Here is a 12,773-nt window from a genome sequence, read left to right on the forward strand (position 1 = left end):
ATTTATGAATTATAAAACTGTTTAATCTCAAATAACTCTCCTTTTGGAAATTCTTTGATGTTAGATATTGCTTGTCCTTTTTGGATTTTTTCAAGACTTCTATATGCTTTTGTTCCGTCTTTATCGCTAAACCCTAAAAACTTGTTGATTGCTTTTGTGTTGTTTTTGTCTTTTACATTCAGCAAAAACGAAATTTCGCACATACTTGAAAAATCAAAAGTCGGTTGGTTAAATTCCTCTATTCCTTGTGATAAAAGAACAACAGAAACTCCTTTTGAACGGATTTCACGCAAAATTTTCTCTAAAATATCTTGATACTTTTTCTCTTTGAATATTACGTGTGCTTCGTCAATTAACAACACATAACGCATTGCACGACAACCGTTTTCGGTTGGTGTGCTTTCCATATTCATAAATACGTTGTAAATGTAATTGATGATTAAGAATAACGAAGTAAAGCGAACTGAATTTGACAAATCACCTGACAAAGACAAATAAACATTTTGATTCAAGAAATTTTTAATCTTTTTATCTTCTTGGAACACATTGTATCGGCTTAATTCATCAATTATCTCCGTTAACGTATCTCGTTTGTCTTCGACAATTTCTAAAAGTCGCTCATTGATTTCTGTAAAACTTGGATATTCTCCTGGTTTCTTTAAAACAAATGCTTCACTTGTTGCGTCTCTCAAAGTACCACGTTGTTTTATGCCGATATTTGAGTATTTACAAATAATATCAACAAATTTGTCTATGCCTAACCGCTTGTTTGTATCATTGATGCTGTCGATAAATGAAAGCGGATTTACAGGAAAAGGCGTATTTGGTGCATCAATAAATTGAGATTTAGTTTTCTCGAAGAACGGTTGCATATCTTTCAAATCATCATCTTTCAAACCTTTAAAATCTAGGTAAATGAAATTTACGTGATGATTTGATTTTTCAGAAATTTCCTTTAAAATCTGTAATGCAAATTGTGTTTTTCCAGTACCCGAACTTCCTGCAACCGCAATGTGATTATTGTTGTACTGGTTTGTGTCATTAAAATTCAAAACAATATCTTTTGTTTTATCATCTAATGTATTTCCAACCAAAATTTTAATTGGTTCGCCAAAGTATGTTTTTTCTATGCTTTGATTGTTGTTTTTGACTGCTCCTAAATCAACTTTTACAGAGTCTAAAAATGAAATCCCTTTATCTAAATGCTCTGTTAAGAAGTCAAAAAAAGTATAGTTGTTTTGGCTTGAAAATAAATTATCCATTAACTCTAAACCGTGGTCAATGTGTAATTTTATGTATTTCGGAATATTATCGTCTGTTTTGTAAATTCCATAATGTTGGCAAATCAAAGACACATAAAAATCTCGATATTTTGCATCAAATAAAATATGGTCTTTATATTCTTTTCCTTTGGAATCGTACACGTTAAATTCAGATGAAGAAAAATGTTTATCGTTTTGTAACGAATAGCCTAACGCAATTCTTGCAATTACATTTTCTTTTGTTCCAACAGGCAATTTTGACGTTAGTTTTCTAACGATTTCCTGATTGGCTTCCGATGTTCTGATGTTAATTTGCATTGTATAATTCGTTGTACTTTTTAATTAAATTTTCTGGAGTTGCTTCTTCAAAAGTTGAAGCATCTGTACTAATATTGTGAATAATATACGCTTTGCTGATATTTGGTTTCAATAGCTCAAACTCACTTTCCGTCAATTCTTTATGAATTAAAGGAAATAAAACTACTTGCTCCGAAACATTTGGATAAAATTCTTTGATTACATTTTCTGCGTGGTCTTTATCAAATTTTTGCATTGGAGAATCAATGAAAACAGGAAATGAAATATCCGATTCATCAACCAAGGCTTTCAATAGGGCAGAAGCATACATTTGGCGTTCACCCATTGACAACGAACCTTTGTCAATTTTTTCATTTCTTGCGTTGAAAAGGTTAATATCAACATCATCACCTGCTTGGTTAATGTCCACAACCACTTTTTTGATGAACCCTTTTTTGTGCATTAAACCGTTCAATTCGTTTAAGATATTTTCTTCCAATTTTTTCTTTGTAGCATCTTTAAACTCTTTGATAAAATGCTTTAGATTTTCAATTTGTCTTTGAGTAATGCTGTCTTTTTCTGAATAACGCCTTGAATCATCAATTTTTTTCCTTAAATCTTCCTGACGTTGTTTTAGCGTTTTCATTTCAGCTTTAAACGAACCTATTTTTTCTCGTAAATCATCTATATCATTACCAATGGAGATAACACGGTGGTCTAATCGCTCTTTATCTGCTCTTAATTTTGCAATGTATTCATCTTCTGTATCTTTCTCTGCTGCATTTATTTTTCTGCGAATAGAATCAAGGTCGTTTTTAGAACGTGAATATTTATCGTTTATACTTGTAAACTTGTCTCTAAAAGTATTTTTCAAAGTATTTACCAAAGTGTTTAATTCATTGGTTTCTATATCTGAAAAATCGTGTAATGTTGTATGTGTTTCGGAAAAATCAGGCACATCTGAAAAGAAGTGTTTTTTTATGGCGTGTCCTTTCAGGTCGGGCTATTCGCTATATCTTTTGTTTCGTTTCACTACACAAAAGGATGTCGCTACTATCCCTCACGCAGAGAAGCATCAAAATTTAAATCGTGTTCTATGAAGTGCAATATTTTCCAGAGTTGGATAAAATTCTAATTGCTTAGGTAGTAAAATCTGCTTTCCTGCAAATTGTGAAAGATTATAAACTGATTTACTTTCTACAAAATTCTTATTCAGAATTACTTCGTAATTGTCTGAAATGGAAATTAAGCCTCTGTCAAAAGCTCTGTGTAAATTCGGACAAAGTGCAATGCCATTAGTTAATGTGTCATCATAACCTTCTGAAAATGGAACAATATGACAAGCATCAACCATTGAAATATTTGTAATAGCATCAATTCTCAGTCCTGTAATTGCACAAGTATTGTTATAAATTTTCGGAATTTCTCTTTTGAATAATCCACCTCGAATAAATACCTCTTCCTGAAAAGCATTTTCATCAACTTGGTTTTTCAATTCAATAATTTTTCTTTTGTATTCTTCTGACGGCTCATTCAGAACTGAAATATTTGGCAAATCGTCATTTCCGTTGTTTCCGTAATTTGATTTTGTTTCGGGAAAATATCGGTCTAAAATAGAAATTTTAAGTACGTCCCGATTTTCGGGCTTTAGCATTAATTCAGCAAGTTCAATATCAATCAAAGCAAAATTTACAGCTGTTGTCAGATTTTGTAAACTACGCATTGAACTTTTAGATTCAATCCATTTTTCACAGCCAACATTTGCTATCAATTTCCAAAATGGCTCGGAACTCATATGATAAAATGGCATTGCAAAAATCGGATGATGATTAGTTACAACTAATTTTGACCAATTTGATTTGAAAGAGGCAACTAATTCGGGTAAAATATGAATTTGATTATCTGTAAAAATTCCTTTTTCAAACAACCGAATAATACTTAAAAAAAGAATTGGTTTGTGTGGTGCACCACCATTCTTCGCATCTCTTTTTAAATGCGTTAAACAATGTATATAATATGGTAATTTTTCGTTCAAATTAGATTTAGATAAAAGCTTCAATTCTTGTTTCAATATCATCTTTCAAACCACGTTTGCGATTCAAAAGTGATTTGTTTTTTTGTAATGTCAAAAGCTCTTGAATTAGCTCATAATCCTGAGGATTTTTTTCACAAGTTTTCTTTAGCAATTCCAATTCTTTTTCTTTTTTATCGTTTTGGTTTTTCATATCCAAATCTGTTTTATAAGCGTTGTGGTAAATTTCCGAAACCTTTTGGTCAAAAACAAAATCACGATACCAAATCGTCTGAATCGCAATCAATTCTTGATTTGTAATCAACTCTATATGCGGTTTTTCTTTCTGTACTTCTTTTTGTGCTTGAAGTAATCTTTGCAGAACAGAAGCACGATACCAAGGAAAATACGGTCCCATTCCGTTTATTGCATCTGTTCCGTTTCTTCGTCGTGGCATACGATTTTCGATAATATTTCGCTCTTCTGCCAATTCGTTTCTTAATTTTAAAAGTGGTTGCAACCAAGTTAAACCGTTTTCAATCAATGCAGACATTGATTTGTCTTGTTTCACAACTGTACAAGTCCAACAACCAAAACGGCTTTGTCCACAAGATTTGTGTTCCTTATCGGTTACAACTGTTGGACATTCATAATCATCTGCACTTGCATCTAAATAAATTTGAAACAATTCGCTATTATCCGCACCCCAAGGTGATGGCATTGTGTTAATTATGTACCAAACTTCCTCCAACATCAAATGTCGGATAGGTGCATACATAAATGTATTGGGTTGTGTTGGGTGTTTGGTTAGTCGTTTCCCTTTGATAGCGTGTTTCTTCATTGATTTGGCACGACTTGCCGATTCTGCCGAACGTGTTCCAATCAAAATAACAGCTTCTCCAAATTCATCAACTTGCTCAACTATAAATCTTTGTGTCGGTTTGATTTTCAATCGCTCTGTACACCAACGAAAAGCGTTGTTTGGTGCAGGATAACCTTTACCAATTAGGTTTACCCAAAAAGAATCTTCTAATCGAGGGATGGTTTTTATCACACGTACAGGAATATCTTGCTCAACTGCGGCTTGTTCTATTTTCACTAAAACACGATGAACATATTCCGTAATTACAGGATTTTCGACCATTGTGTCATTGCAAACGACATAAATATCTCTGCCTACAACTCCGTGTAAGTCTTTGATTTGTCTTAAAGCTTCCCAAACCAATTGAAGCATTACGGTAGAATCTTTTCCACCGCTAAAACCAATAATCCACGGACGTTTTGTTTCGTCTGCGAACAAATATTGGTCAATTATTTCGTCAATTATATTTTGTATAAAGCTTGCCATAATATTTAATATAAGCAAAATATAACTTAAAAAAAATTATTTTTAAATTAAGCATATAAGTGTTTATATTATTCGATATTTATCAACTTGAATATCAAGTTTAATTAAAGATGGTAAAAATAAAAACTAATTTTTAAAGAAAATTGCGGAAATCCACATTTTCGAATAATTTTTTTTAAACCGCCTCAATAATCTTTGTAAAATCGGCTACATTTAGTGCAGCACCGCCAATTAAACCGCCGTCCACATCGGGTTGTGCAAAAATGGTGGGTGCGTTGTCTGGTTTCACGCTGCCGCCGTATAAAATGGTTACATTGTTTGCCAAATTGCCGTAGTGGTGTGCAATTTGTTCGCGGATAAACTGGTGCATTTCTTGTGCTTGTTCCGGAGTGGCTGTTTCGCCGGTTCCAATTGCCCAAACGGGTTCGTAGGCAATCACGATGTGTTCCCAAGCTTCTTTTGGCAGGTGAAACAATGAATCTTTTAACTGATAAAACACCACGTTTTGAAATTGTTTGCTTTTGCGGTCTTTTAATTCTTCGCCCACACAAAAAATCACACGCATGTTGTGGCGCAAAGCGGTATCTACCTTATTGGCTAAAAGCGCTGGTGTTTCGTTAAAATAATGTCGGCGTTCTGAGTGGCCTAAAATTACAGTTTGCACATTGATACTCGACAGCATATCGGCTGAAATTTCGCCTGTGAAAGCGCCGCCTTCTGCTTGGTGCATGTTTTGTGCAGCCACACTAATGTTGGTGTCTTCTAGCATTTGGGTTGCCAACATTAAATTGGTAAAAGAAGGTGCCACCAAGACTTCTACTTCTTTGCCGGTGGGCATATTGTTTACTAAATCGTTTAAAAACTGAGTGGTTTCTGAAGCATTTTTGTGCATTTTCCAGTTTCCGGCTATTATTTTATGTCTCATAATGAAGGTTGTATCTTGTTTAAGGTGTTTATTAAAAGGGTGTCATTTGCTACAATGGCTTTTTTTAGGGCGATGTTTCCTTGTGCATCCACCACAATATAGCGTGGAATCCAATCTAATTGAATGGACTGACCAAACTCGTCTTTCATTTTCTCGTTTAAATAGTAATGGTCGCCTTGCAAGTCATATTTTGCAATAGCTTCGGTCCATTTGTTTTTTGTTTTGTCTAGTGATAGAAAAACGTATGCAGTTTTTGGATATTGCTGTTGAAGGTTTTTTAATTCGGGAAATCCTTTGATACAATCGGGGCACCATGATGCCCAAACATCAATCACAATGGGTGCTCCTTTGTGTTTGGCTAGAATGTTTTGAAACGATATTTTGTTTCCAGATGGATCTTCAAACATTTTGTTAAGGGTTACCGCACTAAAAGCTTCGTTGGAAACCACAACGCTGTCGGTTGTAATTTCGGTTGCTGGTGCTGACTGTTCGTTGGTTTTTTGTTTAGTATCGCAACCTATCGCAATAAATCCTAAAGCCAAAAGGCTTATAAAAATCTTTTTCATATTTAATTATTTTCGTTCATCAGTTGATAAAATTGCATAGCCATAATTATCTGACCAGCCAGATTTTAAAGGTAGTAATTTTCTAGTATGCGCTTCCCTTAACATTCCAACTTTTTCTAAAACATTTACAGAGCCAATGTTTTCAACTGCACAGCCAGCTTCTATTCTATGAAGGCTAAGATTTTCAAACCCAAAATCTATTATTCTTTTTAAACTTTCGGTCGCATAACCTTTATTCCAAAAATTGAAATGATATTGAAACCAAACTTCCGCATTTCTATAATGTTCTTTTCCTAAATTTATTCCAATTAATCCTATAAATTTATTTTCTTCAATCAATTCAACTACAAAAGTATATCGCTTGATATTTTCTTGGTTGTTATCAGCAATCCATTTTTCAACAGAAACGATTGTTTCACTTATATTCTGTGGGATTCCTGCGGTATTAAACTTGGCTGTTTCTTCTAAAGACTGTAAATTATAAACGTTTTCAATATCTAATTCAGTAATGAGTCTAATATTTAATCTTTCTGTTTTTAAATTAATTTTCATTTTTTTTAGTGTTGATGTAGATAAAATATAGTTTGAGTAGCTAAATGTATTGAGTAGTCTTTAATTATAAGCTTTATATAGGATCGAACTGCCAAAGATTGATTTAATAAACCTTTCGATAATAACACTATTTCAGTTTAATTCTTGGGTCTAAATAGGCATAGATTAAATCTACCAAAACGGTAATCACCACAAATGTAGTTGCTACCACAATCACCGATCCCATGATTACCGGCAGGTCTAAATTGTTCAATGCATCTACAATTTCTTTACCCAAACCGTTCCATCCGAAAATATATTCCACAAAAACCGCACCGGCCAACATGGATGCAAACCAACCCGACATGGCAGTAACAACAGGGTTTAGTGCATTTTTCAAGGCGTGTTTGGTGATGATTTTATAGGTGGATAATCCTTTGGCTTTTGCCGTGCGAATGTATTCTTGGTTCAAGACTTCGAGCAACGAATTGCGCATTAATTGAATGACCACACCCAACGGACGAATGCCTAAAACCACTGCCGGAAGTACGGCGTTTTTCAAGGCTAAATGGGTGCCTTCGCCAAAATCGTCCACTTCGTACAAACTGCCGGTCATGTTTAAACCCGTGTATTGATGCCACAAAAAACCAAAAATCCATGCAAACAAAATGGCACTGAAAAACGAGGGAACACTCATTCCCAAGGTGCTGATGAGTGCGATGATTCGGTCGAAAAAGCTATTGGCGTTTAATGCCGAAATGATCCCTAAAAACACTCCGATTAGCAATGCAATTACAATCGAAAAAACGGCTAAAACCACTGTGCTGGGTAGGGTATGAGCAATGATTTCGGTTACTTTTTTACCGTTTTTTTGAAAACTTTCGCGCAAATAAGGTGTTTTTAAAACCACATCATACTTTTGGGTGCTGAATAAAACAGTTCCGCCGTATTTTTCTTCGGTATAAAACGTGTAATGACCAGCTTGTTTTTTGTGAAATGATACCGGCGATAAATCGTTCAAATAATAAAAATATTGATTGATAACGGGTTGGTCAAAGCCGTATTTCTTTTTGATGAGTGCCAATTGTTCCGAGTTTTCGTTTTGATCCAGCATCATTCTGGCAGGATCGCCCGGCAAAATATTGAACAAGATAAACACAACGGTTATTACACCAAAAAGCGTAAAAAACGAATACCCCAGTTTATTTAGAAAATACCTCAGCACTATTTTTTAATTTCGGAATAATTCTTTTTTAAGAGCGATTTTAACTCGGAACCCACAAATTTTTTCTCGTTAATGCCGTCCCATTCTTTGATTTTATTTCCATTCCAAAAATAGATGATTCCAGGCGTGTCTTTGTTGTTCCCCAACAATTTCCAAAACGGAATCACTTCAATGATTTTATAAGGATAAGTAGCTCCGGCAAATTCAAAGAAATCAGAAATTTTTTCGGGTTCTTCGTTCATAAAGACAATTTGTATTTTAGGGAAATTTTTGTCTTTTCGCTTCATCTCCGTCAGCTCTTTCGCCACATCACGGCAATGTTCGCAACCTGGTACAAACAATGCCAAGATTTTTTTTCCTTGATCGATATTCGAAAAATATTGTGTGTAGCCCGATTTTACCTTTGCAGGTTCATCAACAACCGGTTTAGCCGTTTCAGTCGGAACTTCTTCAGTAACAGTAGTTTCAGTCGGATTTACAGCAATCGTTTCAGTTGGTTGATTTTCAATAGTTTCTAAAGGTGTTTCCATTTCTTCTGTAGCAATTTCTGCTACTTTTGGCTGAATAGGTGCGATCATAAACAACGCTAAAATGGCTGCAAAAGTTATGGTGGATAACACCCAACAATTACTACCTTCTTTTACCGATTTTGGTGTAATGTATAAGTAAATGATTAACAAGATGATAGCAATCACGTTTTTAATGATTGCTTGAATGGGAGTCATGGGTAATAAACTTCCAAAACAACCACAATTTCCAGAATTTCCGCCTGTTTGTATGGTATCAATTCCCAAATGAACCGTAAAAACCACTAACATTAACATCGTTGCAGGAATCACAATTCTTCGCAAAAAGTTATTCTGCAACAATAAAATGCCTAATGCCAGTTCAATTCCAATTAAAATGCGCGAAAAATATACCGCCACATCTTCTGAAAAACCCATTGGATATAACTGTTTTACTTCAAACGTTGAAATCGCAAAATACGGACTCGGGTATAATTTGGCAACGGCAGAAATTAAGAATAAAAACGAAATAATGATTCTAATTGTCCACGGTAGATATTTTTTTAAGTTTTCCATTGTTCAATATAAGTTTAGATATATGTTATTGGGCAAAATTCATTAAAATCAATGCAAAAACCGCATAATTGATCATGTCTTGGTAATTGGCATCTAACCCTTCAGACACGAGGGTTTTTCCTTTGTTGTCTTCGATTTGTTTCACTCGCAGCAGCTTTTGCAAAATGATATCGGTGTGCGATGAAATCCGCAAATCGCGCCAAGCTTCGCCGTAATCGTGGTTTTTGTTCATCATCAATTCTTTGGTAATGGCAATGTGCTTGTCGTACAAATCAATGGCTTCTTGGGTGGATAAATCGGCTTCTTTAGAAACGCCTTTTTCCAATTGAATCAACGCCATGATGCTGTAATTAATGATTCCGATGAATTCCGAAGTTTCGTCTTCATCAATTTTTCGTACATCATTTTCTTGTAACGACCGAATTCGGCATGCTTTGATATAAATTTGATCGGTTAACGAGGGCAATCGCAAAATGCGCCACGCACAGCCGTAATCTTGTAATTTGTTAATGTATAATTGTCTGCAAATGGCAATTATTTTATCATATTGTTCCGCTGTTGAAAGCATATTCAAGTATCTTTGTATAAATTTTACCAAAAATAACAATCTGTTCGCACAATAAAAACAAAAGCAGGTATTTATTCCAATAAATAATGAAATCAATCAATTGCAAAGGACAATTAGTCACGTTTGAAACGCCAAAAGTCATGGGGATTTTAAACATCACGCCCAATTCTTTTTTCGATGGCGGATGGCATCATTCCTTAGAAAAAATCGAACAACAAATCGAAAAAATGTTGCAAGAAGGCGCTGCTATTATTGATATTGGCGCGTATTCTACCCAACCAAATGCGCCTTTTGTTTCAGAAGAAGAAGAGTTGGAACGCATGGTGCCGGTGGTGAAGCATTTGGTGAAAAAATTTCCGAATGCTGTTTTTTCGATTGATACGTTCCGAGCCGAAGTTGCCAAGCAAACCTTGGATTTGGGTGCAGCAATGATAAACGATGTTTCGGCAGGCAATTTAGACGATCAAATGATGCAAGTGGTGGGCAGTTTTAAAGCGCCTTACATTATGATGCACATGAAAGGAACGCCGCAAAATATGCAACAGTTTACCGATTATGACGATGTGATGCACGAAATGATTTATTATTTTTCCGATAAAATGGCACAGGCACAACAGCACGGAATTGTAGATGTGATTGTGGATCCTGGTTTTGGTTTTTCGAAAACGTTGGATCAGAATTACGAAGTTTTGAATAAGTTGGATTTGTTGCAAAATTTGAATGTTCCGGTATTATCGGCACTTTCAAGAAAGTCGATGATTTACAAGTTTTTTGAAACCACACCGCAAGATGCATTAAACGGAACAACCGTTTTAAATACGATTTCGTTGATAAAAGGTGCTAATTTGTTGCGCGTGCATGATGTGAGAGAAGCTGTGGAATGTGTAAAACTTTATACGAAAACATATTGTTAAATTTGCCACAGATGCACAGATAAATACGATTGTTTCTTAAAAAACTATTAAGATTTTCTAATTTCGATTATTAAAATTATCTGTGTGCAGTTTATAATTTAAAAAGATAAAAATTTAAATCTGTGCATCTGTGGTAAAAAAATCTATTAATGATTATGAAAACTCAACTATTTACCTTGATTTTTGGTGCGATTTTATTCACATCGTGCCAACAAAAAGAAATGAAAATCAGTCGATCTGATTTTTCTGTTGTAACCGAAATGACCGATTTTAGTCCGGCTTATATTCTAAAAAACGAAGCAGGAAAAGTTGAAATCCAAAAAAACAGCTTAATAGGAAACACACATTGGGTGCTTTCAATTGATAGAGATTTAACAATGAATGAAGTAGCTCCGTTTTTACAAGAATTAACCGAAAAGAAACACAAAAAAGGCGGCATGCACGAAGATACCAAAGCTATTTATTTGGTGTATAGCGATACACTTCACAAACAAAATGCGTATGTAAAAATGCCTTTTGAAAGTTTTGCATTAGAAGAACAACCCGTTTATGAATTAGCAGAAGGAGTTCAAAGTTTGTTGTTAAAATCGGTAGCTGATGCAAAAAATCCTTTGGATAAAATACAAACTTATTTGGTAAGAATTGATAAAAATATAGGTGTTGAAACTTTTGTAAATATTCTAATCGAATTAGAAAAACAAAAGATTTCAGAAAGCTTGAATAGTGAGGTTTATGTGAATTAGGTTTTATTTAGAATTGTCACATCGAGCTAAGTCAAGATGACTAAAACATATCATACAAAAGTATTTTAAAAGATTTGGCTAAAGCCTTTTGTATCAATATTAAATTCAAACATCAAATTCAAACATCAAATTCAAACATCAAATTCAAACTTCAAACCTCAACTTCAAACCTCAACTTCAAACTTCAAACTCAATATCAAACTCAATATCAAATTCAATATCAAATTCAATATCAAATTCAAACTTCAAATTCAAAGATCAAATTCAAACATCAAATTCAAACTTCAAACCTCAACTTCAAACCTCAACTTCAAACTTCAAACTCAATATCAAATTCAATATCAAATTCAATATCAAATTCAATATCAAATTCAAACTTCAAATTCAAAGATCAAATTCAAAGATCAAATTCAAAGATCAAATTCAAAGATCAAATTCAAACCTTAAACTTTCAACTTTAAACCTTCAACTTTAAACCTCAAACCCTCAACAACAATATACAGAAATACAATTTACATTATACTATTTCAATGTTTTATTGATGATGATACGGTTCATTCTTTAAAATAGTGAAACCACGGTAAATTTGTTCAATAACAAACAAACGAACCATTTGGTGTGAAAACGTCATGGCAGAAAGCGATATTTTTCCGTTTGCTTTTTTATACACTTCGTCTGAAAAACCATAAGGTCCGCCAATTACAAACACCAAGGTTTTAATGCCGGCATTCATTTTCTTTTGCAGTTCATCCGCAAAACCAACGCTGGAAAAACTTTTTCCGTTTTCATCTAATAAAATCAAATGATCGGTTGCGGTAAGTTTGCTTAAAATCAATTCGCCTTCTTTTTGTTTTTGTTGCGCTTCCGAAAGGTTTTTAACGTTTTTAATATCGGCAATAATTTCTAAATCAAACTTAATGTAAAAGCCCAAACGCTTGGTATATTCGTCAATTAACGCTTGCAGATTCTTATTGTCGGTTTTACCAATTGCCAAAAGTTTGATGTTCATAGAAATTTGTTTTTGCAAAAATAGCTTTAATACACAACAAAAGGAACAATGATATTAAAAATTATACTATTTTACCACGTAAGAAACACAGGTTTTACCTTTTGAAGGCAGGAAATTTTTCATTTTTTGATAACCCCTTAATTCATTATAAAATTCCCACAGATGCACAGATTATTATATATTACTTAAAGCAAATTATAAAGAAGCATCATTTTTATTGAATGCATCGCATTCAAAATCTGTGAAGATTAATTGTGAGTAGCATTATCTGAAAAATTATATCCGTTCATCC

The 12,773-nt window shown here is 33.9% G+C and carries 13 protein-coding genes; 2 read left to right on the forward strand and 11 right to left on the reverse strand.

Going from position 1 to position 12,773, the window contains the following annotated elements; genetic code table 11:
- Window positions 1-2: 2 nt before the first annotated feature.
- The 10 genes from NPX36_RS10300 to NPX36_RS10345 form a co-directional block, all read right to left on the reverse strand.
- A complete protein-coding gene (locus NPX36_RS10300) occupies window positions 3-1,580 on the reverse strand; it encodes a DndE family protein (protein WP_257498628.1) in 1,578 nt (525 codons plus the stop codon).
- A complete protein-coding gene (locus NPX36_RS10305; RefSeq protein WP_257498629.1) occupies window positions 1,570-2,517 on the reverse strand; it encodes an Atg14 domain-containing protein in 948 nt (315 codons plus the stop codon). The genes NPX36_RS10300 and NPX36_RS10305 overlap by 11 nt, the downstream gene beginning before the upstream one ends.
- 117 nt (window positions 2,518-2,634) lie before the next feature.
- The gene (locus NPX36_RS10310) at window positions 2,635-3,630 is read right to left on the reverse strand and encodes an HNH endonuclease (protein WP_257498630.1); all 996 of its coding nucleotides are present in this window, start codon (window positions 3,628-3,630) and stop codon (window positions 2,635-2,637) included.
- Window positions 3,602-4,918, reverse strand: a complete 1,317-nt coding sequence (gene dndC / locus NPX36_RS10315) for a DNA phosphorothioation system sulfurtransferase DndC (RefSeq protein ID WP_257498631.1) — start codon at window positions 4,916-4,918, stop codon at window positions 3,602-3,604. The genes NPX36_RS10310 and dndC overlap by 29 nt, the downstream gene beginning before the upstream one ends.
- A 175-nt stretch (window positions 4,919-5,093) precedes the next feature.
- The gene (gene tpiA, locus NPX36_RS10320) at window positions 5,094-5,843 is read right to left on the reverse strand and encodes a triose-phosphate isomerase (protein WP_257498632.1); all 750 of its coding nucleotides are present in this window, start codon (window positions 5,841-5,843) and stop codon (window positions 5,094-5,096) included.
- Window positions 5,840-6,409, reverse strand: coding sequence for a TlpA disulfide reductase family protein (locus NPX36_RS10325; protein WP_257498633.1), 570 nt, complete (start codon window positions 6,407-6,409; stop codon window positions 5,840-5,842). The genes tpiA and NPX36_RS10325 overlap by 4 nt, the downstream gene beginning before the upstream one ends.
- A 6-nt stretch (window positions 6,410-6,415) precedes the next feature.
- Window positions 6,416-6,961 carry a GNAT family N-acetyltransferase gene (locus NPX36_RS10330; RefSeq protein ID WP_257498634.1) on the reverse strand — a complete coding sequence of 182 codons (546 nt, stop codon included), beginning with the start codon at window positions 6,959-6,961 and terminating at the stop codon, window positions 6,416-6,418.
- 127 nt (window positions 6,962-7,088) lie between these two features.
- The gene (locus tag NPX36_RS10335; protein ID WP_257498636.1) at window positions 7,089-8,165 is read right to left on the reverse strand and encodes an ABC transporter permease; all 1,077 of its coding nucleotides are present in this window, start codon (window positions 8,163-8,165) and stop codon (window positions 7,089-7,091) included.
- On the reverse strand, window positions 8,165-9,247 hold the full coding sequence (locus tag NPX36_RS10340; protein WP_257498637.1) for a DoxX family protein: 1,083 nt from the start codon (window positions 9,245-9,247) through the stop codon (window positions 8,165-8,167). Before NPX36_RS10340 ends, NPX36_RS10335 begins: the two co-directional genes overlap by 1 nt.
- 25 nt (window positions 9,248-9,272) lie before the next feature.
- Complete coding sequence (locus NPX36_RS10345; protein ID WP_257498638.1) at window positions 9,273-9,815, reverse strand: DUF1599 domain-containing protein; 543 nt, start codon at window positions 9,813-9,815, stop codon at window positions 9,273-9,275.
- An 86-nt stretch (window positions 9,816-9,901) separates the two neighbouring features.
- On the opposite strand from NPX36_RS10345, the gene folP reads away from it, so the two are divergent.
- Together folP and NPX36_RS10355 are read left to right on the forward strand one after the other, a co-directional pair.
- On the forward strand, window positions 9,902-10,729 hold the full coding sequence (folP, locus tag NPX36_RS10350; RefSeq protein ID WP_257498639.1) for a dihydropteroate synthase: 828 nt from the start codon (window positions 9,902-9,904) through the stop codon (window positions 10,727-10,729).
- Between the two features lie 155 nt (window positions 10,730-10,884).
- Window positions 10,885-11,472 carry a hypothetical protein gene (locus NPX36_RS10355; protein WP_257498640.1) on the forward strand — a complete coding sequence of 196 codons (588 nt, stop codon included), beginning with the start codon at window positions 10,885-10,887 and terminating at the stop codon, window positions 11,470-11,472.
- A gap of 535 nt (window positions 11,473-12,007) precedes the next feature.
- Here the strand turns inward: NPX36_RS10355 and rlmH are convergent.
- The gene (rlmH, locus tag NPX36_RS10360; RefSeq protein ID WP_257498641.1) at window positions 12,008-12,481 is read right to left on the reverse strand and encodes a 23S rRNA (pseudouridine(1915)-N(3))-methyltransferase RlmH; all 474 of its coding nucleotides are present in this window, start codon (window positions 12,479-12,481) and stop codon (window positions 12,008-12,010) included.
- Window positions 12,482-12,773: the final 292 nt, after the last annotated feature.

Source organism: Paenimyroides aestuarii (assembly GCF_024628805.1).
GTDB classification, from domain to species: Bacteria; Bacteroidota; Bacteroidia; order Flavobacteriales; family Flavobacteriaceae; genus Flavobacterium; species Flavobacterium aestuarii_A.